Source organism: Streptomyces callyspongiae (assembly GCF_047200695.1).
In the GTDB taxonomy this organism is placed as follows: Bacteria; Actinomycetota; Actinomycetes; order Streptomycetales; family Streptomycetaceae; genus Streptomyces.
Window position 1 is genome coordinate 1 of the sequence record NZ_JBJZOM010000009.1, and the last position, 20,667, is coordinate 20,667.

Annotated in this window: 18 protein-coding genes; 13 read left to right on the forward strand and 5 right to left on the reverse strand. The window is 72.8% G+C overall.

Annotated features, from left to right (window positions below; translation table 11 throughout):
• Positions 1-76: 76 nt before the first annotated feature.
• Positions 77-430, reverse strand: coding sequence for a HesB/IscA family protein (locus ACL06G_RS10380; RefSeq protein ID WP_412785778.1), 354 nt, complete (start codon positions 428-430; stop codon positions 77-79).
• A gap of 281 nt (positions 431-711) precedes the next feature.
• Here ACL06G_RS10380 and nadA point away from each other — a divergent pair, with 281 nt between their 5' ends.
• Positions 712-1,899, forward strand: a complete 1,188-nt coding sequence (gene nadA, locus ACL06G_RS10385) for a quinolinate synthase NadA (RefSeq protein ID WP_412785777.1) — start codon at positions 712-714, stop codon at positions 1,897-1,899.
• A gap of 905 nt (positions 1,900-2,804) precedes the next feature.
• On the opposite strand, the gene ACL06G_RS10390 is transcribed toward nadA, so the two are convergent.
• Together ACL06G_RS10390 and ACL06G_RS10395 are read right to left on the reverse strand one after the other, a co-directional pair.
• Positions 2,805-3,902 carry a nicotinate-nucleotide--dimethylbenzimidazole phosphoribosyltransferase gene (locus ACL06G_RS10390; protein WP_412785776.1) on the reverse strand — a complete coding sequence of 366 codons (1,098 nt, stop codon included), beginning with the start codon at positions 3,900-3,902 and terminating at the stop codon, positions 2,805-2,807.
• A gap of 108 nt (positions 3,903-4,010) precedes the next feature.
• The gene (locus ACL06G_RS10395) at positions 4,011-4,220 is read right to left on the reverse strand and encodes a hypothetical protein (RefSeq protein ID WP_412785775.1); all 210 of its coding nucleotides are present in this window, start codon (positions 4,218-4,220) and stop codon (positions 4,011-4,013) included.
• Positions 4,221-4,312: 92 nt separating this feature from the next.
• On the opposite strand from ACL06G_RS10395, the gene ACL06G_RS10400 reads away from it, so the two are divergent.
• Entirely contained in the window at positions 4,313-5,524 is a 1,212-nt protein-coding gene (locus ACL06G_RS10400; RefSeq protein ID WP_412785774.1) for a bifunctional adenosylcobinamide kinase/adenosylcobinamide-phosphate guanylyltransferase, read from the forward strand.
• Positions 5,525-5,528: 4 nt separating this feature from the next.
• Here the strand turns inward: ACL06G_RS10400 and ACL06G_RS10405 are convergent, their stop codons facing one another.
• Positions 5,529-6,239 (reverse strand): class I SAM-dependent methyltransferase, encoded by a 711-nt coding sequence (locus ACL06G_RS10405; RefSeq protein ID WP_412835832.1) that lies wholly within the window; start codon positions 6,237-6,239, stop codon positions 5,529-5,531.
• A 7-nt stretch (positions 6,240-6,246) separates the two neighbouring features.
• On the reverse strand, positions 6,247-6,843 hold the full coding sequence (locus ACL06G_RS10410; RefSeq protein WP_412785773.1) for a DUF3043 domain-containing protein: 597 nt from the start codon (positions 6,841-6,843) through the stop codon (positions 6,247-6,249).
• A gap of 256 nt (positions 6,844-7,099) precedes the next feature.
• On the opposite strand from ACL06G_RS10410, the gene ACL06G_RS10415 reads away from it, so the two are divergent.
• The 11 genes from ACL06G_RS10415 (at position 7,100) to ACL06G_RS10465 (ending at position 20,653) form a co-directional block, all read left to right on the forward strand.
• Positions 7,100-7,906, forward strand: a complete 807-nt coding sequence (locus ACL06G_RS10415; RefSeq protein ID WP_412835758.1) for a PspA/IM30 family protein — start codon at positions 7,100-7,102, stop codon at positions 7,904-7,906.
• Positions 7,907-7,934: 28 nt separating this feature from the next.
• Complete coding sequence (gene pspAA / locus ACL06G_RS10420; protein ID WP_412785771.1) at positions 7,935-8,237, forward strand: PspA-associated protein PspAA; 303 nt, start codon at positions 7,935-7,937, stop codon at positions 8,235-8,237.
• Between the two features lie 109 nt (positions 8,238-8,346).
• Positions 8,347-9,657: a sensor histidine kinase gene (locus ACL06G_RS10425; protein ID WP_412785840.1), complete on the forward strand. Its 1,311-nt coding sequence runs from the start codon at positions 8,347-8,349 to the stop codon at positions 9,655-9,657.
• Positions 9,654-10,355, forward strand: a complete 702-nt coding sequence (locus tag ACL06G_RS10430) for a response regulator (RefSeq protein WP_412785770.1) — start codon at positions 9,654-9,656, stop codon at positions 10,353-10,355. The genes ACL06G_RS10425 and ACL06G_RS10430 overlap by 4 nt, the downstream gene beginning before the upstream one ends.
• An 11-nt stretch (positions 10,356-10,366) precedes the next feature.
• Positions 10,367-11,164: an adenosylcobinamide-GDP ribazoletransferase gene (locus ACL06G_RS10435; RefSeq protein ID WP_412785769.1), complete on the forward strand. Its 798-nt coding sequence runs from the start codon at positions 10,367-10,369 to the stop codon at positions 11,162-11,164.
• A gap of 180 nt (positions 11,165-11,344) precedes the next feature.
• Positions 11,345-12,889 carry a leucyl aminopeptidase gene (locus ACL06G_RS10440; RefSeq protein ID WP_412785768.1) on the forward strand — a complete coding sequence of 515 codons (1,545 nt, stop codon included), beginning with the start codon at positions 11,345-11,347 and terminating at the stop codon, positions 12,887-12,889.
• A 249-nt stretch (positions 12,890-13,138) separates the two neighbouring features.
• The gene (gene lpdA / locus ACL06G_RS10445) at positions 13,139-14,527 is read left to right on the forward strand and encodes a dihydrolipoyl dehydrogenase (RefSeq protein ID WP_412785767.1); all 1,389 of its coding nucleotides are present in this window, start codon (positions 13,139-13,141) and stop codon (positions 14,525-14,527) included.
• 51 nt (positions 14,528-14,578) lie between these two features.
• A complete protein-coding gene (gene sucB, locus ACL06G_RS10450) occupies positions 14,579-16,333 on the forward strand; it encodes a 2-oxoglutarate dehydrogenase, E2 component, dihydrolipoamide succinyltransferase (protein WP_412835759.1) in 1,755 nt (584 codons plus the stop codon).
• A gap of 99 nt (positions 16,334-16,432) precedes the next feature.
• Positions 16,433-17,056 carry a GntR family transcriptional regulator gene (locus tag ACL06G_RS10455; protein WP_412835760.1) on the forward strand — a complete coding sequence of 208 codons (624 nt, stop codon included), beginning with the start codon at positions 16,433-16,435 and terminating at the stop codon, positions 17,054-17,056.
• Between the two features lie 270 nt (positions 17,057-17,326).
• Positions 17,327-20,008 carry a pyruvate dehydrogenase (acetyl-transferring), homodimeric type gene (gene aceE, locus ACL06G_RS10460; RefSeq protein WP_412785764.1) on the forward strand — a complete coding sequence of 894 codons (2,682 nt, stop codon included), beginning with the start codon at positions 17,327-17,329 and terminating at the stop codon, positions 20,006-20,008.
• 126 nt (positions 20,009-20,134) lie between these two features.
• Complete coding sequence (locus ACL06G_RS10465) at positions 20,135-20,653, forward strand: DUF4240 domain-containing protein (protein WP_412785839.1); 519 nt, start codon at positions 20,135-20,137, stop codon at positions 20,651-20,653.
• The last annotated feature ends 14 nt before the right edge of the window (positions 20,654-20,667 follow it).

Genomic DNA, 20,667 nt, shown 5'->3' on the forward strand with positions numbered 1-20,667 from the left:
GGGGGCGCGGCCCGCCGCCCCGCACACGGAGGGCGGCGCCCCGGGGGGCGCCGCCTTCTGCTCGTCCTGGTCCCGCTCAGCTGAACGAGTCGCCGCAGGCGCAGGAACCCGAGGCGTTCGGGTTGTCGATGGTGAAGCCCTGCTTCTCGATGGTGTCGACGAAGTCGATGGACGCGCCACCCAGGTACGGGGCGCTCATCCGGTCGGTGACGACCTTGACGCCGTCGAAGTCCTTCACCACGTCGCCGTCGAGCGAACGCTCGTCGAAGAAGAGCTGGTACCGCAGGCCGGAGCAGCCGCCGGGCTGGACGGCCACGCGCAGCGCGAGGTCGTCACGGCCCTCCTGCTCGAGGAGGCTCTTGACCTTCGCCGCAGCGGCGTCGGACAGGATGATGCCCTCACTCACCGCGGTCTCGTCCGAAACGGACATCTGCTTCTCTCCCGGGTTGTACGGACTGCTCTGCCGTCGGCTGGAACCGACGGCGGCCCGGATTCATTCCAGGGCGGCGTCGCATTCCTTGCGGTTCTCATGCTCGCACATCCGGCGCGCAACGGTCACGACCGCACGACCGGGACGGCGGACGGTGATGCGTCACATCGACACGAACACCATCGTCACAGTGACGTGAAGGGGTTATGATGGATAACGTCAATACGACGATAAGTGCGCGTGGTCAGAGCGCGCGTTCCGACGAGAAAGGATGCGCGATCGTGTCCACCACCCAGCCGCTGGACGTCCAGCCGACGCCGCTCGCCCTGCTCCTCCTGGGCCGGGAGTCGGACCCCGCCAGTGAGCGCGGAGTCGACTGCCCGGGGGAACTCCCCTCCCCGTCCGATCCGGATCTCGTCGAACGTGCGCGGGCCGCCAAGGAGGCACTGGGCGACAAGGTCTTCGTCCTCGGCCACCACTACCAGCGCGACGAGGTCATCGCCTTCGCCGACGTCACGGGCGACTCCTTCAAGCTGGCGCGCGAGGCGGCCGCCCGCCCCGGAGCCGAGTACATCGTCTTCTGCGGCGTCCACTTCATGGCCGAGTCGGCGGACATCCTCACCTCCGGCGAGCAGCAGGTCGTGCTGCCGGACCTCGCCGCCGGTTGCTCGATGGCCGACATGGCGACGGCGGAGCAGGTCGCGGAGTGCTGGGACGTCCTCACCGAAGCAGGCGTGGCGGACAGCACGGTGCCGGTCTCGTACATGAACTCCTCCGCCGACATCAAGGCCTTCACCGGGCGCCACGGCGGCACCATCTGCACCTCCTCCAACGCGGGACGCGCCCTGGAATGGGCCTTCGGCCGGGACGGCGAGGGCCGGGGCAAGGTCCTCTTCCTGCCGGACCAGCACCTGGGCCGGAACACCGCGGTCCGCGACCTCGGCATGTCCCTTGACGACTGCGTCGTCTACAACCCGCACAAGCCGGGCGGCGGGCTGACCGCGCAGGAACTTCGGGACGCACGGATGATCCTGTGGCGGGGCCACTGCTCCGTGCACGGGCGCTTCTCCCTGGACTCGGTGCGCGACGTGCGGGAGCGCATCCCGGACGTCAACGTGCTGGTGCACCCCGAGTGCAAGCACGAGGTCGTGGAGGCGGCCGACTTCGTCGGCTCGACCGAGTACATCATCAGGACCCTCGAGGCAGCCCCGTCCGGCTCCAAGTGGGCCATCGGCACCGAACTCAACCTGGTGCGCCGACTGGCCGACCGCTTCGCCGGCGACAAGGAGATCGTGTTCCTCGACCGCACGGTGTGCTTCTGCTCGACCATGAACCGCATCGACCTGCCCCACCTGGTGTGGGCCCTGGAGTCGCTCACGCAGGGAGCGGTGGTCAACCGGATCGAGGTCGACCCGGACACCGAGCGGTTCGCGAAGCAGGCGCTGGAGCGCATGCTGGCCCTGCCCTGACCGGACGCCGCAGTCCCTCCGGACGCCTCGGAACCCGCCGGCCTGCTGCGTGCGTCACACAGAAGTGTCCGGAAAATCCCCAGTCCGTCGCCCCGGCGGCAGAGAGGCGCGGTGCCCATGACAGAGCAGTCCGTCGAGGAGTCACGGCTCCGGCAGCTGCTCGGCGAACAGGGCACCCCGCACACCGGGGCCATCCGTGAGCTGGCGGAACACCTCTCGGCCCTCGGCTCCTCCCCCGAGGCGGACGGCCGGGTCGCGGGCGAGGAGTCGGCCGTCGCGGCGTTCCGCGCCGCCCGCGCAGACCGTGCCCCCGAGGCGGCCGTGACACGGAGCCGCCGGCGGCGTGGCGGCAGCCGTTCGACGGCACTGGGACTGGCCACGGCACTCATGCTGGGCAGCGGTATCGCCGTGGCCTCCGGCTCCGGCAGTCGAGCGCCGGCAGGCGACCCGGCCGCCGGAATCCACGGCCCGGGTGCACGCGGGCCCCGCGACCCCGGCGCGGCCCGGGACCGCACGCCGACCGACGACGGCGCCGGGCGCCTCCCGGTGCCGGGCGGAGCGCCCGCGGCCCTCCGCGTTCCCGGCCCCGGGCCGGTGCCCGGTGCGCCGGACACACGGGGACGGCCGGGAACAGACGGCGAGGCAACAACCGGAGAATCCGACGCCCCCCGGAAACCGGCCCCGGGGCGGGGAGCGACGGCACACAGCAACCACCCACGGCACTCCGTGCACCAGCACGCACCGGCCGCCGGGGCAGCGCCCGGACGCGCGTCCGCAGGACATGCGGGCCCGGGGACGCGGCCCCGGGCCCGGGCGACGCCTCCGGGCCGTCCCCCGCAGGCCGGAGCAGCCGCCGAGCGTCCCGGGCCGCAGCAACGATCCGGGACGCGGCGGGGGGCGTCGGCTCAGGTGCCCCCGAGAGGGCCGGAACCGGACGGCTCCGCCCCGCCCTCGTCCCGCACGGGCAGCTCCGCGGCCAGGTCGGCGGCCGCCCGTACCAGCGGCAGGGCCAACAGTGCCCCGGCTCCCTCGCCGACCGCGACACCGTGATCCGCCAGCGGTTCCAGGGACATCCGGTCCAGCGCCTTCTCCTGCGCCGGCTCCCGGGTCGCCTGCCCGGCCAGCCACCAGTCCGGCGCCCGGAACGCCACCCGCTGCCCCACCAGGGCACAGGCCGCGGACACCACGCCGTCGAGGATGACGGGAGTACGACGCACCGCGCACTGGAGCAGGAACCCGGTCATGGCCGTCAGGTCGGCTCCCGCCACGGCGCCGAGCAGCCGCAGTTGATCCCCGAGCACCGGACGTGCCCGGCGCAGCCCGTCCCGGATCGCCGCACACTTGCGCATCCAGGCGAGGTCGTCGATGCCGGCGCCACCGCGTCCGGTGACGACGGAGGCGTCGGTGCCGCAGAGTGCGGCGACCAGGGTGCCCGCCGCGGTCGTCCCGCCCACGGAGAGATCGCCGAGCACGACGAGGTCGGTCCCGGCGTCCGCCTCCTCGTCCGCGAGGGCCACACCTGCACGGAAGGCCTGCTCGGCCTCCGCGCCGGTCAGGCTGTCCTCGACGTCCAGCCGTCCGGAGGAGCGCCGTACCCGGTGCCGGGTCACCTCGTCCGGCAGGGTCTCCGGATCGCAGTCGAGCGCCATGTCGACGACGCGCAGCGGCACGTCCAGCCGCCGGGCGAGGATCGCGGCAGTGCTCTCGCCGTCGAGGGCCGCCCGCACCAGGGTGTGGGCACTGCCGGACGCGCGGCCCGAGACGCCGAGCCGGGCAACTCCGTGATCGCCCGCGAACAGCAGGAACTTCGGCCGGGCGATCGGCCTCACCGGCACCTCGGCCTGGGCCGCGGCGAGCCACTCCCCCAGCACGTCCAGCCTGCCCAGCGCCCGGGGCGGCAGTCCGGTCCGGGTGCGGCGGTCCTCCGCGTCGCGGCGGAGCCCGCCGTGGGGCCGTTGGATGAGGTCGGAGAACTCGTCGAGGTTCAGGGTCCCGTCAGGCATGCGCGCAGAGTACGCGACACCGCGACGGCCCGGCGGCCCCGCTCCCCCGGCGCCGGTGGCCCGGTACCGGGGGGCGTGCCGGGCCACCGGACAGGCCGGCACCGAGCCCTACGCGTCGTTGCCGTGCAGACTCATGGGGCCGTAGACCTTCGTGCCGTCCTCCAGCAGGGTGACCTGGTCGGCTCCCCCCTCGAGCAGCTCGCGCCACACTTCCCCGATCCAGGTCTCCGCGTCGCCCTGCGTGGTGAACTCCTCCGGCTGGACGGCCGGTTCCGTCTCACTGCCGTCGGACTTCTCGAACCGCCACGTCCACGCCATGTCGCCTCCCGGAGCAACTGATCGACTCTGACTGCTGAGCGCAGCGTAATGCCCGTTGCGCGGCGACCGGCGGCGCGCGAGACGATCGGGACGTGGAACTCACTCTGCTCGGTACCGGCGCTCCCGCCGGTCTGCCCCGCCCCGGCTGCCCCTGCGCCGCGTGCGCCCGTGCGACCGGCCCCGAGGCCCGCGCCGCCACCGCGCTGCTCGTGGACGGCGCACTGCTGCTGGACCTGACACCCGGCTCGGCGCTGGCGGCCGCCCGGGCCGGGAAGTCGCTGCACGGTGTGCGGCAGGTGCTGCTGTCGCACCCGCACGACGGACCCGCCGTCGAGACCCCCGCGGCGCTGCCTCCGCCGGTGCGGGTTCCGGACGGCCAGGAACTGTCGCTCCTCAGCGGCCACCGGGTGCGCGCGCTCGCCCTGGACACGCCGGGCACCGGGTACGCCGTGACGGGACCGGACGGCGACGCCTTCCTGTACCTCCCGCCCGGTACCGCCCCGGCCGGGCTCGGCACCCAGGGGCCCACCACCGCGCCGTACGACATGGTGCTGCTGGACGTGTCCGGCCGCCCGGACGCGCTGGCCCGGCTGCGGGCCGCCGGGGCGGCAGGGCCGGCCACGGATGTGCTGGCGGTGCACCTCGACCACGACGTGCCACCGGGCGGGGAGCTGCGGCGGCGGCTGGCTGCGGCAGGGGCCCGCAGCGTGCCCGACGGCACCACCGTGGCCGTCGGCGCGTACCACGAGGTTCCGGATCCGCCGCGGCGCACGCTGGTGCTGGGTGGTGCCCGCTCGGGAAAGTCGGCGGAGGCCGAGCGGCGGCTCGAGACCTTCCCCGACGTGCTCTACGTGGCCACCGGAGGGGTCCGCGACGGCGACACGGACTGGGCGGAGCGGGTGGCGACGCACCGAGCACGGCGTCCGGCGTCCTGGCGGACGGCCGAGACCTGCGACCTTGTGCCGCTGCTGGAGGAAGCGGACGGCCCGGCACTGCTGATCGACTGCCTCGCGCTGTGGCTGACCGATGCCATGGACGCGGTGGACGCCTGGGACGACGACCGCTGGCAGCGCGGCGGCGCCCGCGAGCTGGCCGAACGGGTGGCACGGCTCGCCGCGGCGGTTCGCGGCACGCGGCGGACCGTGGTGCTGGTCAGCAACGAAGTGGGATCGGGCGTGCATCCCGCCTCCGCCTCGGGGCGCCGGTTCCGGGACGAGCTGGGACGGCTCAACGCCGCGGTGGCCGCGGAGTGCGAGAGCGTCGTCCTCGCCGTGGCGGGCGCGATGCTGCCACTCCGGGGCTGAGGCGTCAGACGGAGGAGGCGCCGCGGACACCGCACAGGTGGAGGTGCGCCGCGACCGAGCGGTACGGATCGGTGCGCCCCGCGCGTTCCTCGGCGGCGAGCTGCCGGGGCACCGCGGCTGTGGTCTCCGTACCCGGGGTGAACACCTCGACGCCGTACCACGCGTGCAGCGGTGCACCCACTCGCGACAGGAGAGCCGTCATGGTCTCCAGCCCGAACGTCGGCTCGACGGCGTCGAAGGCCGCGAGCGTCGCGTCCCAGTCGCCGGTCCGCCCGGAGTGCAGTGCCGTGGCGGCCTCGTTGCGGACGAGGACGGACAGCAGTCCACCGGGAGCGAGCACCCTGGCCAGGCCGGCGAGCGTGCCGACCGGCTCCGACGCGGCCGCCAGCACACCGTGGCAGAGCACCACGTCGAAGGTACGGGGCAGGAAGTGCGCTCCCGTCTCCCCGGCGTCGCCCTCCGCGAGCCGGACGAGGCGTCGCACCGCCGACGGTTCCTCCTCCAGTGCCGACAGGACGTCCGCACGGACCTCCGGATCGGGTTCGAGAAGGGTGACGTGGTGCCCCGCGCGGGCCAGCCGCAGCGTGCCCACCGCCTCGGACCACGCGCCGGCGGCGGGCGGAACACCCACTTCGAGCACCCGGAGCCCGGACCGGCCGGGAAACCGGTCCGCGACCTGCTCGTCGAGCTGCCGGGCGACCAGATGCTGCCGGATCACCGGATCAGGGGTGCCGGCCGCGGGCCACCTGCGGCTTGGGCAGGCGCATCCGCCGCATCTGCAGGGAGCGGGTGAAGGCGTAGAACAGCGCGCCCCGCCGGTTCTCGTCCGGGAAGCGCGTCGTCAGCGCCTTCCGGAGGCGGACGGCCATGCCGATCGAGTCGACCGCGATCATGCCGATGACGCCCACCCACAGCACGAACGCGATGCTCTGGAACCGCGCCGAGTCGACGATGCTGAGGATCAGGATGACCACCGCGATGGGCAGGAAGAACTCGGCCACCGCCCACCGGGCGTCCACGAAGTCGCGGGCGAAGCGCCGCACCGGTCCCTGGTCGCGCGCCGGCAGGTAGCGCTCGTCGCCGCCCGCGAGAGCCTGCCGCTGGCGGGCCATGTCGGCACGCCGGGCCTCGCGGGAACGCTTCGCCGCCTCGCGGCGGTTCGCCGGCGGCTTGGCGAGCATGCGGCGCTGTGCCTGGGCATCGCTGCGCTTGGGTGTGGGGCGCCCCTTGGGGGCCTCAGGGTCATGGTTCTTCCGGGGCTCGGCCTCGCTCACCTGGTGGGATGCGGCCTGCCCGTCCTTCGCACGGCTTCGGAACACGCCTCCAGGGTACGGGTCGCCTCCGCGTGTTCCGCACCCCGTTGCCGGATCGTGCCCGCGCGATCCGGCGACACCGGCTGGTAGGGCACCGCCGCCTCCTCCTCCCTGCGCCGGAGAGCCGGCCACTGTCGATCATCCTCGCGGATGAGCGCATACGGCTCCAGGCAGTGCGGTAATGGAAGGGGGCCCCGTACCCTGGGGTCCGTAAAGACGTGCTGAGGCTCGAGTCCGTTGACGAAGGGGGCGCGCGAGGCCCATGAGCGGTGTCATGAAGCGTATGGGGATGATCTTCCGCGCGAAGGCCAACAAGGCCCTGGACCGGGCCGAGGACCCGCGCGAGACGCTGGACTACTCGTACCAGAAGCAGCTGGAGCTGCTGCAGAAGGTGCGCCGCGGGGTCGCCGACGTCGCGACCTCCCGCAAACGTCTGGAGCTGCAGCTCAGCCAGCTGCAGTCGCAGTCCTCCAAGCTCGAGGACCAGGGCAAGAAGGCGCTCGCCCTGGGGCGCGAGGACCTCGCCCGTGAGGCGCTGTCCCGCCGCGCCGCGCTGCAGCAGCAGGTCACCGACCTGGAGTCGCAGCACCAGACCCTCTCGGGCGAGGAGGAGAAGCTCACCCTGGCCGCGCAGCGCCTGCAGGCCAAGGTCGACGCCTTCCGCACCAAGAAGGAGACGATCAAGGCCACCTACACCGCGGCCCAGGCGCAGACGCGGATCGGTGAGGCGTTCTCCGGCATCTCCGAGGAGATGGGCGACGTCGGCATGGCCATCCAGCGGGCCGAGGACCGCACCCAGCAGCTGCAGGCGCGTTCCGGCGCGATCGACGAGCTGCTCGCCTCGGGCGCGCTGGAGGACCCGTCGGGCACCGCCAGGGACGACCTCACCGCCGAGCTGGACCGGCTGTCCGGCGGCTCGGACGTGGAGCTGGAGCTGCAGCGGATGAAGGCCGAGCTCGCGGGCGGCTCCGGTACGGACCGGCAGGCCCTCGAGGGCGGTACCGGGAACGGCGCCGAACAGGGCGGTACGCAGCAGGCCCAGGACGCCCCCAGGTTCGACAAGCAGTGACGGCAGTCCTCATCGGGAGAGGAGCGTCATGATCGTCAGGATCATGGGCGAGGGTCAGGTGGAGCTGGAGGACAGCCACCTCGCCGAACTGAACAAGCTCGACGACGAACTCGGCGACGAGATGGACGCCGGGGACGAGGCCGGGTTCCGCCGCACACTGACGGCGCTGCTGTCCTCGGTGCGCTCGCTGGGCCGCCCGCTCCCGGACGACGCGCTCGAACCCTCGGAGCTGATCCTTCCGGCTCCCGACGCCTCGCTCGAGGACGTGCGGGCCATGCTCCGCGAGGACGGGCTCATCCCCGACACGACGGGCGCGGAGCCCGCCGAGTAGCGCACACGCTGCGGAGCAGGGAGGACGCGGTCCGTCCTCGCCTGCCCCGCGGCGTGGCGTGCGCTCGGCGCCCGAAGCCCGCGACGTGCCTGCCGTGACCACTGACCCGATGCGCCCCGACCCCGGTTCCGGGGCACTGGCCGCATTCCGTCTCCGGATGCGTGCCCACCCGTACCTCGTGGACGCCCTGCTCGCGGCCGGAACGCTGCTGAGCATCCTCGCCGGCTCGGCGACCGAACCGCGCGGCCCCGGCGGCCGTCCCGGGCTGCACGACGTCGACCCGACGACCGTGCTGCTGGCCGTCGTCTCCTGCGCAGCGCTCGTGGCCCGGCGCCGCACGCCCCTCACGGTCCTCTGTCTGACGGGCACGGTCGCCATCGTCGGGCTGGCACTGGAGTCGGCGGACGCGGCCTCGGCACAGAACCGGGCACCGCTCGCGGCGGCCGCCGTCGTCGCCCTCTACACGGTTTCCAACCGCACCGATCGCGCGACGTCCTGGCGGGTGGGGGCGGTCACGGTCGGGGTGCTGACCGCGTCGGCGGTGCTGTTCGGCGTGGGCCCCTGGTACGCGCAGGAGAACCTCGGCATCCTCGCCTGGACGGCACTCGCCGCCGCGGTCGGTGAGGCCGTGCGGAGCCGCCGGGCCTTCGTCGACGCCATGCGGGAACGCGCCGAGCGCGCCGAGCGCACCCGGGAGGAGGAGGCACGCCGCCGGGTCGCCGAAGAGCGGATGCGCATCGCCCGTGAACTGCACGACGTGGTCGCCCACCACATCGCGCTCGTCAACGTGCAGGCCGGCGTCGCCTCCCACGTGATGGACCAGCGCCCCGACCAGGCCAAACAGGCCCTCACCCATGTCCGGCAGGCCAGCCGCCACGCGCTGGACGAGCTGCAGGCGACCGTGGGCCTGCTCCGGCAGTCCGGCGATCCCGCGGCGCCGACGGAGCCCGCCCCCGGACTGGAGGTCCTCGACGACCTGGTCGCCGGGTTCGAGCAGGCCGGACTCACCGTCGACGTCGAGACCCCGCACGACCGGGACGGCCTGCCGTCGGCGATCGACCTGACGGCGTACCGCGTCGTGCAGGAGGCACTCACCAACGTGCAGAAGCACGTCGGGGCCGGTGCGCACGCGAGCGTCCGGATCACGCGCGACCCCGCGGCGCTGCGCATCGTCGTCCAGGACGACGGCGCGGGCGCTGCGGGCCCCGGTGCCGCGGACGGCGGCGGGCACGGCCTCACGGGCATGGGCGAGCGGGCGGCCGCCCTGAACGGACGGTGCGAGGCCGGGCCCGTGGACGGCGGTGGCTTCCGCGTTCAGGTGCTGCTGCCGCTGCGGGCCACGGAGCCCCACACGGGCGGCGTCGCCCCGGGCGCGCCGCCGGGGGTGGGCGCACCGCAGGAGCGCGAGGGGGCGCCGTGACGGTGCGCGTGGTGCTGGCGGACGACCAGGCGCTGCTGCGCAGCGCCTTCCGGGTCCTGGTGGACTCGGAGGCGGATCTGACGGTCGTCGGCGAGGCGTCGGACGGCGCCGAGGCGGTCGAGGTGACCCGCCGGGAGGCCGCGGACGTGGTGCTGATGGACGTCCGGATGCCGGGCACGGACGGCATCGACGCCACCCGGGCGATCTGCGCCGACCCCCGCCTCGACGGGGTACGGGTGGTGATCCTCACGACCTTCGAGCAGGACGCGTACGTGCTGCGGGCCCTGCGGGCGGGGGCCTGCGGGTTCCTCGGCAAGGGCGCCGAGCCGGACGAGCTGCTGTCCGCCGTCCGGATCGCCGCCCGTGGGGAGGCGCTGCTCTCGCCCGCCGCCACCCAGCAGCTCATCACCCGCTTTCTGGCGGGGCCGGCACCGGACGAGGCGGCGGCCCCCGACCTCGACGTCCTCACGGGCCGGGAACGGGAAGTGCTCGCCCTGGTGGCCGGCGGGCTGAGCAACGACGAGATCGGCGGCCGGCTGCGCGTGAGCCCGCTGACGGTCAAGACGCACGTCAACCGCACGATGGGCAAGCTCGGAGCCCGGGACCGGGCGCAGCTGGTGGTCGCCGCCTACGAGAGCGGTCTGGTCCGGCCCGGTGCCGCCGGCACCGGTGAACGGACGGAGAGGACGGAGGGATAGCCTCCGTCGTCATGGACGAGGCAGCGGCGGACGCCACGACGGACGACGGCCTGCGGTTCGCGTTCGGCACGTTGACGGTCTTTCCGGTGCGGGTGACCCGCTGGGACCGCGCGGCGGCCGGGCGGGGCATGGCCTGGGCCCCGCTGGTGGGGCTGGCCGTGGGTGCCGCGGCCGCGGTGGCGGGCACCGTCCTGACGGTGCTGGGTACCGGACCGCTGCTCGCCGCGGTCGCCTCGGTGGCCGTGCCCGCGCTCCTCACCCGCGGGCTCCACCTCGACGGACTGGCGGACGTGGCGGACGGGCTGGGGAGCGGCCGACCCGCACCCGAGGCGTTGCGGATCATGAAGCAGTCGGATGTCGGCCCGTTCGGGGTGGCGACCCTGACGCTGGTGCTGCTGGCGCAGGTCGCGGCCCTCGCGGAGCTGTACGGCACCGCCTGGTCGGCGGGAGCGGCGGCGACCGTCGCGTCCGGGGTCTCCGCGCGCACCGCACTCACCCTGGCCTCCCGGAGGGGGATGCCCGCCGCGCGGCGGGACGGGCTGGGCTCCGTCGTCGCGGGAACCGTGCCGTCCCGCGCGGTGGGGGCGGCCGCCGGTGCGGGGGTGGTGGTGGCGGCCGCGGTGTGCGGTGCGGCGGACGGGATCGCCGGTGGGCTGCGGTGCGCGGTGGCCCTGGCTCTCGCGCTCGCCGCCGCCGAGTCGCTGCTGCGGCGTTGCCGGAGCCGTTTCGGCGGCGTCACCGGTGACGTGTTCGGAGCCGCCGCGGAGTGCGCCGCCACGGTGTCGCTGGTCGTGCTGGCCGCGGGCTGAGGCCCGCGCCGGACCGCCGTCCTCCGCCCCGGTCTCCGGCAGGGACTTGCGGGACGGTGCGCGCGGGAGGAGCGTAGGGTCGCCCGCAAACGTGCGTTCACTCGGGCATACGATGCCCGGAGTGCCCGAAGCCGTGCGCGATCCCGACGGCTCCCTCTACGAAAGCAGGTCCCTACCACCGTGTCTGCTCTGACTCTCAGCACTTCGTCCGCCGCAACGTTGCGCGCGGACGCTGTCGTCGTCGGTGTCGCCAAGGGCGCCGAGGGCCCGGTCGTCGCCTCCGGCGACGATTCCGTCGAGAAGGCCTTCGGCGGCCGGCTGGCCGCCACCCTGGAGACCCTGGGCGCCGGCGGTGCCGAGGGCGAGACCACCAAGGTTCCGGCCCCGGACGACCTGAAGGCTCCGCTCGTGCTCGCCGTGGGGCTGGGCGAGGTCCCGGAGAAGGGCGCCTCGTACGCCCCGGAGACGCTCCGCCGGGCCGCCGGTGCCGCTGCCCGCGCGCTGGCCGGGAAGAAGACCGCCGGATTCGCGCTGCCCGTCGAGGGCGGGGAATCGCTCGCCGCGGTCGCCGAGGGAGCGCTCCTCGGCGCGTACGCCTTCACCTCCTACCGGAGCAAGGACTCCTCCGAGGAGAGCAGGAAGGGGAAGAAGGGCGAGGACCGCAGCGCCCCGCTCGCCGAGGTCGTCGTGCTCGGCGCCGACCCGAAGGACAAGGCGCACAAGGCCGCCGCGGCGCGTGCCGAGGTGCTCGCGGCCGAGGTGCACCGCGCCCGCGACCTGATCAACACCCCGTCCAACGACCTCAACCCGCAGACCTTCGCCGCGCAGGTGCAGGCCGCGGGCAAGAAGCACGGGCTCAAGGTCGAGGTGATGGACGAGAAGGCCCTCGCGAAGGGTGGCTACGGCGGCATCCTCGGCGTCGGCCAGGGTTCGGAGGTGCCGCCGCGTCTGGTGCGCGTCTCCTACACCCCCTCCAGGGCGAAGAAGACGCTGGCGCTGGTCGGCAAGGGCATCACCTACGACTCGGGCGGCATCTCGCTGAAGCCGGCCGGCTCCAACGAAACGATGAAGTGCGACATGAGCGGCGCTGCCGCGGTGTTCGCCACGGTCGTGGCCGCCGCACGGCTGGAGCTCCCGGTGAACGTCACCGGTTGGCTGGCGCTGGCCGAGAACATGCCGTCCGGGTCGGCCACCCGCCCCGGCGACGTGCTGACCATGTACAGCGGCAAGACGGTGGAGGTGCTGAACACCGACGCCGAGGGCCGCCTGGTGCTGGCCGACGCACTCGCGCGCGCCTGCGAGGAGTCGCCGGACGCCGTGGTGGACGTGGCTACCCTCACCGGCGCGATGATGGTCGCACTGGGCAGCCGCACCTTCGGCATCATGTCGAACGACGAGACCTACCGGGCCGGCGTGCACGAGACCGCCGGGCAGGCGGGCGAGGAGGCCTGGCCGATGCCGGCGCCGAAGCACCTCCGCAAGGACATGGAGTCGCCGGTCGCGGACCTGGCCAACGTGGGCAACCGCATGGGCGGCGGCCTCTTCGCGGGCCTCTTCCTCGAGGAGTTCGTGACGGACGGCACGGCCTGGGCCCACCTGGACATCGCCGGGCCTGCGTTCAACGACTCCGCCCCGCACGGCTACACGCCGAAGGGCGGCACCGGCGTCGCGGTCCGTACCCTGGTACGGCTGGCCGAGCGCACCGCCGACGGCGACCTGGGCTGACACGGCACTCACCCGGTCATCCGTTCGTACGGCCCCGATCGCTGCTGGCGAACGGGGCCGTACGCGTCGGTACAGCGGCCCGGAGTCCCGTCTTCCGGCGACAAGTGCGAAGATGGGTCTCCGGCAGGACAGGGCCCCCCACGGCTTGACGAGAAGCCGAGTCCAGGGCCGAAGACAACTTGCGGCCGAAAGAGAAGCCGCCCGGCCGGTGAATCCGGCTCCGGCGCACCCATGCATGGAGGACGTGACGTGGCGAAGGACGCCAGCACCGTTTTCGACCTAGTGATCCTCGGAGGCGGTAGCGGTGGTTACGCCGCTGCCCTGCGCGCCGCGCAGCTGGGTCTGGACGTCGCCCTGATCGAGAAGGACAAGCTGGGCGGCACCTGCCTGCACCGGGGCTGTATCCCCACCAAGGCGCTGCTGCACGCCGGCGAGATCGCCGACGGCGCCCGGGAGGGTGCAGAGTTCGGCGTGAAGACCAGCTTCGACGGCATCGACATGGCCGGCGTGCACAAGTACAAGGACGGCGTCGTCTCCGGCCTGTACAAGGGACTCCAGGGTCTCGTCGCCAGCCGGAAGGTGACCTACGTGGAGGGCGAGGGCCGGCTGTCCTCCCCCACGTCCGTCGACGTGAACGGTCAGCGCTACGAGGGCCGCCACATCCTGCTGGCCACCGGTTCCGTCCCCAAGACGCTGCCGGGCCTGGAGATCGACGGGAACCGCATCATCTCCTCCGACCACGCGCTGGTCATGGACCGGGTGCCGCAGTCCGCGATCGTGCTGGGCGGCGGCGTCATCGGCGTCGAGTTCGCCTCGGCGTGGAAGTCCTTCGGCACCGACGTCACGATCGTCGAGGGCCTCCCCCACCTGGTGCCCGCCGAGGACGAGAGCAGCTCCAAGCTCCTGGAGCGTGCCTTCCGCAAGCGCGGCATCAAGTTCCAGCTCGGCTCCTTCTTCGAGAAGGCCGAGTACACCGACAACGGTGTCAAGGTCACCCTCGCCAACGGCAAGGAGTACGAGGCCGAGGTGCTCCTGGTGGCCATCGGCCGCGGCCCGGTCTCGCAGGGCCTGGGCTACGAGGAAGCCGGTGTCGAGATGGACCGCGGTTTCGTCGTGGCCGACGAGTACTGCCGGACGAATGTACCGACGATCTCCGCCGTGGGCGACCTCATCCCGACCCTCCAGCTCGCGCATGTGGGCTTCGCCGAGGGCATCCTGGTCGCGGAGCGCCTGGCCGGCCTCAACCCGGTCCCCGTCGACTACGACGGTGTGCCGCGCGTGACGTACTGCCACCCCGAGGTCGCCTCGGTCGGCATCACCGAGGAGAAGGCCAAGGAGGTCTACGGCGCGGACAAGGTCGTGACGCTGAAGTACAACCTCGGCGGCAACGGCAAGAGCAAGATCCTCAAGACCGCGGGCGAGATCAAGCTCGTCCAGGTCCGTGACGGAGCCGTGGTCGGCGTGCACATGGTCGGCGACCGGCTCGGCGAACAGGTCGGCGAGGCGCAGCTCATCTACAACTGGGAGGCGCTGCCGGCCGAGGTCGCGCAGCTCATCCATGCCCACCCGACACAGAACGAGGCGCTCGGCGAGGCCCACCTGGCGCTCGCCGGCAAGCCGCTGCACTCGCACGACTGACCCACCGGGCGCGCACGACTATTCGCACATTCGTTAGGAGCAACAGGAACCATGGCGGTTTCCGTAACCCTTCCGGCGCTCGGTGAGAGCGTCACCGAGGGCACCGTCACCCGGTGGCTGAAAGCCGAGGGTGAGCAGGTCGAGGCCGACGAGCCGCTGCTCGAGGTCTCCACCGACAAGGTCGACACCGAAATCCCCGCCCCCGCGGCCGGCACCCTGTCGTCCATCAAGGTGGCAGAGGACGAGACCGTCGAGGTCGGGGCCGAGCTGGCACTGATCGACGACGGCAGCGGCGCGGCTGCTCCGGCGGCCGAGCCCGCCCAGCAGGAGGCACCGGCCCAGCCCGAGCCGCAGTCGGCTCCGCAGCAGGAGGCTCCGGCCCCCGCACCGGAGCCCGAGCCCGCACCCGCGGCGGGCGGCTCCGCGGAGGGCACCGATGTGGTCCTTCCGGCGCTCGGCGAATCCGTGACCGAGGGCACCGTCACCCGGTGGCTCAAGGAGGTCGGTGAGCAGGTCGAGGCCGACGAGCCGCTGCTCGAAGTCTCCACCGACAAGGTCGACACCGAAATCCCCGCCCCCGCGGCCGGCACCCTGCTGGAGATCGTGGTCGGCGAGGACGAGACCGCCGAGGTCGGGGCGAAGCTGGCCGTCATCGGTGCGGGCGACGCGGCCCCGGCCGCCACCCCGGCACCGGCACAGCCCGAGCCGCGGCAGGAGGCTCCGGCCCCCGCACCGGAGCCCGAGCCCGCACCCGCACCGGAGCCCGAGCCCGCTCCGGCGCCCGCGCCCGCACAGCCCGCTCCGGAGCCGGCTCCGGCGCCCGCCGCTGCTCCGCAGCCCGCCGCCGCGCAGCCCGCTCCGGCGCCCGCCGCCGCGGGCGACTCCGACGGCGCCTACGTCACGCCGCTCGTGCGCAAGCTGGCGTCGGAGCAGGGTGTGGACCTCTCGCAGGTCAAGGGCACCGGCGTCGGTGGGCGCATCCGCAAGCAGGACGTGGTGGCCGCGGCCGAGGCCGCCAAGCAGCCGGCACCGGCTCCTGCCACCGCCTCCGCCGCACCGGCTTCCCCGAAGCTGGAGGCCTCGCCGCTGCGCGGCCAGACGGTCAAGATGCCGCGGATCCGCAAGGTGATCGCGGAGAACATGATGAAGGCGCTGCACAACCAGGCGCAGCTCTCCACCGTGGTCGAGGTCGACGTCACCCGCATCATGAAGCTGCGGGCGCGTGCCAAGGAATCCTTCCTGGCCCGCGAGGGCGTCAAGCTCTCCCCGATGCCGTTCTTCGTGAAGGCCGCCGCCGAGGCGCTGAAGGCCCACCCTTCGATCAACGCCAAGATCAACGACGACGGGACCATCACCTACCACGACGTCGAGAACATCGGGATCGCGGTGGACTCGGAGAAGGGTCTGATGGTTCCGGTGATCAAGGAGGCCGGCAACCTCAACCTGGCGGGCGTCGCCCGCAAGACGGCCGAGCTGGCGGGCAAGGTCCGCGAGGGCGGCCTCGGCCCGGACGACATGTCCGGCGGCACGTTCACGATCAGCAACACCGGTTCCCGCGGCGCGCTGTTCGACACGATCATCGTGAACTACCCGCAGGTGGCCGAGCTCGGCATCGGTGCCACCGTGCGCCGCCCGGTGGTCGTCGACCACCCGGAGCTGGGCGAGACGATCGCCGTACGGGACATGGTCCATCTGACCCTGTCCTACGACCACCAGCTTGTCGACGGCGCGGACGCGGCCCGCTACCTCTCGGACGTCAAGGCCCGACTGGAGGCCGGCGAGTTCGAGGGCGAGCTGGGACTGTAACGCTCGTCACCCCGTGACGGCGCCCCTGCCCGGAGAGTGATCCGGGCAGGGGCGCCGCCGTATGGTCGTGACCAACGATCCGACTCCTGGAGCAGCCTCATGACACCGCCCGTCGTCCATTCGCTGCGCGAGCAGATCCGCGAGCACATCGTGGAGGGGATCGTCAGCGGGCGGTGGAAGCCGGGCGAGCGGATCGTCGAGCGGCGGATCGCGATGGAGCTGGAGGTGAGCCAGACGCCGGTCCGCGAGGCGCTGCGGGAGCTGGAGGCGTTGCGGCTCATCGAATCGGCACAGAACAAGGGTGTGCGGGTCCGGGAGCTCTCGGCAGCCGATCTGGAGGAGATCTATCCGGTGCGGGCCGGCCTGGAGCAGATGGCGGCGGAGCTGGCCGCCCCCTCGCTCGCGGAGGACGTTTCCCGGCTGGAGCCGCACGTGGCGGCGCTCTACGAGGCGGACCGTGCGGACGACGGCGAGGCCCAGGTGCGGCACACCGTCGGTTTCCACCGGGAGCTGGTGCGGGCCTCGGGCAACAGCGTGCTGCTGCACACCTGGGAGGGCCTGGGGATCGAGGTCTGGACGGCACTGTCGATCCGCTGGCTCGGGACGGTGCAGCAGAGCTACGCGGAGGAGCACCAGGCGGTCCTGGAGGCCTTCCGCCGGCGCGACCCGCGGATCGGCGAACTCGTGAAGGCGCACGTTCTCGGCTGCGCACCCCGCGCGTGACCGCCGCAGCCGGTGGCCGATGCGCGACAGCACACCACGCCTCCTGCGAACCGATGGACGGAACCCGACAGTAACCTCGCAAAACAAGGCGACACCCTGTGCCGACTTTCAAGGCACAGCGTGCCAATTCCCAAGCAGGACTTTGATCGATCATCGATCGAGCCGTAGAGTCACTTCGCTGGGGCGATCCCCTGTCCTGCCTGCCTTCAGGGACGAAACCCATCCCGCAGCACACGCATCTGTCCGTCCGCGAGAGGTGAGGGGGCCACCATGCCCGACGCCGTATCAGACCAGCCGAGCGAGCTCGACCAGCTCGTCGACCGCGACCCGCAGGAGACCGCCGAGTGGCGGGAATCGCTGGACGCCGTCACCGAGCACGCGGGCGCGTCCCGGGCGTCGTACCTGATGCGCCGCACCCTCGAGCACGCCGAGCGCAGCGGTGTCGCCCTGCCGAAGCTGCTGGAGACGGACTACGTCAACTCCATCCCGACGGCGGCGGAGCCGGAGCTCCCCGGTGACCGGGCGATGGAAGCACGCATCACCGCCTGGAATCGCTGGAACGCAGCCGCCATGGTCACCCGCGGCAGCCGTCAGGGGCTGGGCGGCCACATCGCCACCTTCGCCTCCGCGGCATGGCTCTACGAAACCGGCTTCCAGCACTTCTTCCGCGGCAAGGAGGACACCGGCACCGGAGGGTCCGGCGACCAGCTCTTCATCCAGGGCCACGCCTCTCCCGGCATCTACGCCCGCGCCTTCCTCGACGGCCGTCTCACCGAGGAGCAGCTGGACAACTTCCGGCAGGAGACCGGAGGCAACGGGCTCCCCTCCTACCCCCACCCGCGCCGCAGCCCCGACCTGTGGGAATTCCCCACCGTCTCCATGGGCCTCGGCCCGCTGGCCGCGATCTACCAGGCACGCTTCAACCGCTACCTCGCGAACCGCGGCATCAAGGACACCGCCGGCTCGCACGTGTGGGCATTCCTCGGCGACGGGGAAATGGACGAGCCGGAGTCGACCGCGGCACTGGCCCTGGCCGGCCGCGAGCAGCTCGACAACCTCACCTTCGTCATCAACTGCAACCTGCAGCGCCTCGACGGCCCGGTGCGCGCCAACTTCAAGGTCGTGCAGGAACTGGAGGCGCAGTTCCGCGCCGCCGGGTGGAACGTCGTGAAGTCGCTGTGGGGCACCGCCTGGGACGAGCTGTTCCAGCTCGACACCACCGGCGCCCTGGCCCGGCGCCTGCGCGAGGTCCCGGATGCGCAGTTCCAGACCTACGCCACCCGTGACGCCTCCTACATCCGCGAGCACTTCTTCGGCGCCGATCCGGCGCTCGTCGAGATGGCGAAGCTCCTCACCGACGACCGGATCGTCGAATGCTTCCGCACCTCCCGTGCCGGTCACGAACCGCGCAAGGTGTACGCGGCCTACCGCGCAGCCCTGGCGCACCGGGGCGCCCCGACGGTCGTCCTGGCCCAGACCGTCAAGGGCTGGACGCTCGGCCCCGGGTTCGAGTCGCGGAACGCGAACCACCAGATGAAGAAGCTCTCCGGCAAGGAGTTCCGCGCCATGCGGGACCTGCTGGAGCTGCCCATCCCCGACAGCCGCCTCGACGACGACCTGGTCCCGTACGTGCACCCGGGCGCGGACTCCCCGGAGGTGAAGTACCTCCAGGAGCGCCGCGCGGAGCTGGGTGGCCCGGCACCGGCCCGCAAGGTGCACCCGGTGGCGCTGCCCGAACCGGCCGCGAAGCCGTTCGACGCGCTGGCCAAGGGTTCCGGCTCCCAGGAGATCGCCACCACCATGGCCTTCGTCCGCCTGGTCAAGGACCTGATGCGGGACAAGGAGACCGGCAAGCGGTGGGTTCCGATCGTGCCGGACGAGGCCCGCACCTTCGGCATGGAGTCGCTCTTCCCATCCGCGGGCATCTACTCGCCGCTGGGCCAGACCTACGACCCCGTCGACCGCGACCAGCTCCTGTACTACAAGGAGGCGGCGGACGGTCAGATCCTCAACGAGGGGATCACCGAGGCCGGATCGATGGCGGACTTCACCGCCGCGGCCACCTCGTACGCCACGCACGGCGAGCCCATGATCCCGTTCTACATCTTCTACTCGATGTTCGGCTGGCAGCGGACGGCGGACCAGATGTGGGCGCTCGCCGACCAGCTGGGCCGCGGCTTCCTGATCGGCGCCACCGCCGGCCGCACCACGATGACCGGTGAGGGACTGCAGCACGCGGACGGCCAGTCGCCGCTGATCGCCTCCACGAACCCGGCGGCGCTCACCTACGACCCGGCCTTCGCGTTCGAAGTCGGTGTCATCGTGAAGGACGGCCTGCGCCGGATGTTCGGCCCGGACGCCGAGGACGTCTTCTACTACCTCACGGTGTACAACGAGCCGATGGTGCAGCCCGCGATGCCGGAAGGCGCCGAGGAGGGCATCGTCAAGGGCCTGTACCGGTTCCGCGAGGGCACGGCACCCGCCGAGGACGCACCCCGCCTCCAGCTGCTCGCCTCGGGAACGGCCATCCACTGGATCCTGCGTGCGCAGCAGATGCTCGCCGACGAGTGGGGTGTCACCGCGGACGTGTGGTCCGCGCCGTCCTGGAGCGAGCTGCGGCGGGACGCGCTGGCGTGCGACGCCGCCGCGCTGCGCGGCGAGGACCGCGTGCCGTACGTGACGCGCGCCCTGCAGGACGCCCCCGGCCCCGTACTCGCGGTCAGCGACTGGATGCGGGCCGTGCCCGACCAGATCAGCCAGTGGGTGGAACAGGACTGGTACTCCCTGGGCACCGACGGCTTCGGGCTGTCGGACACCCGGGAGGCGGCGCGCCGCCACTTCGGAGTGGACGCCGAGTCGGTGGTCGTCGCGGCCCTGTCCCGGCTCGCGCGCCGCGGCGAGGTCAAGCAGGACACCGTGCGGCAGGCCGCGGAGAAGTACGGCCTGGCCTGAGCCGGATCGCCTGGGCCGTCCGGGGTCCGCGCCGTCGCACGTCCGGAGGAGTTCGGAGGTGCGACGGCGCGGTGTCGGCGTGCTCCGCGTGCGCGGACGGGATGCACCCTGGATGCTGGTCCCGTGATGGACGAGACGGAGTTCTGGGAGCACATCGACAACGCCCGCGAGGCCGCCGGAGGCGACCCCGAGGAACAGGCCGACGTGCTCGTCGAGCGCCTCACGCAGCTCGACCCGGACGCCGTGGAGTACTTCGCCCGGCATTTCGAGGCCCGGTACCGGCGGGCCTACCAGTGGGACCTGTGGGCGGCCGCGTGGATCCTGCTGGACGGGGCCAGCGACGACGTCTTCGACGCGTTCCGCTGCTGGCTGATCGGACAGGGCAGGCACGTCTTCGAGAAGGCCGCCCACGACGCGGACGCGCTGGCCGAGCTCCTCGACGAGTTCGACGCGGACGTGGACGGCGAGGCGGAGGACCTGGGTTTCGCGGCCGACGAGGCCTACGAGCAGCTGACCGGCGGCGACCTGCCGGGATCCGGCCTGCTCGAGCAGACCGGCGACCCGGAGGGCGCGCCGCTCGACCTGGAGGACGAGGACGCGCTGGCGGCCCGCCTTCCCCGGCTGTGGGAACGGTTCCGCGCGTAGCGGCCGTGCACCGG

Coding starts and splice junctions, on each gene's coding strand:
- aceE (WP_412785764.1), top strand. CDS start 17,327: ATGCCCGACGCCGTATCAGACCAGCCGAGCGAGCTCGACCAGCTCGTC.
- ACL06G_RS10395 (WP_412785775.1), bottom strand. CDS start 4,220: ATGGCGTGGACGTGGCGGTTCGAGAAGTCCGACGGCAGTGAGACGGAA.
- pspAA (WP_412785771.1), top strand. CDS start 7,935: ATGATCGTCAGGATCATGGGCGAGGGTCAGGTGGAGCTGGAGGACAGC.
- ACL06G_RS10380 (WP_412785778.1), bottom strand. CDS start 430: ATGTCCGTTTCGGACGAGACCGCGGTGAGTGAGGGCATCATCCTGTCC.
- ACL06G_RS10455 (WP_412835760.1), top strand. CDS start 16,433: ATGACACCGCCCGTCGTCCATTCGCTGCGCGAGCAGATCCGCGAGCAC.
- sucB (WP_412835759.1), top strand. CDS start 14,579: ATGGCGGTTTCCGTAACCCTTCCGGCGCTCGGTGAGAGCGTCACCGAG.
- ACL06G_RS10415 (WP_412835758.1), top strand. CDS start 7,100: ATGAGCGGTGTCATGAAGCGTATGGGGATGATCTTCCGCGCGAAGGCC.
- ACL06G_RS10465 (WP_412785839.1), top strand. CDS start 20,135: ATGGACGAGACGGAGTTCTGGGAGCACATCGACAACGCCCGCGAGGCC.
- ACL06G_RS10435 (WP_412785769.1), top strand. CDS start 10,367: ATGGACGAGGCAGCGGCGGACGCCACGACGGACGACGGCCTGCGGTTC.
- ACL06G_RS10425 (WP_412785840.1), top strand. CDS start 8,347: ATGCGCCCCGACCCCGGTTCCGGGGCACTGGCCGCATTCCGTCTCCGG.
- ACL06G_RS10390 (WP_412785776.1), bottom strand. CDS start 3,902: ATGCCTGACGGGACCCTGAACCTCGACGAGTTCTCCGACCTCATCCAA.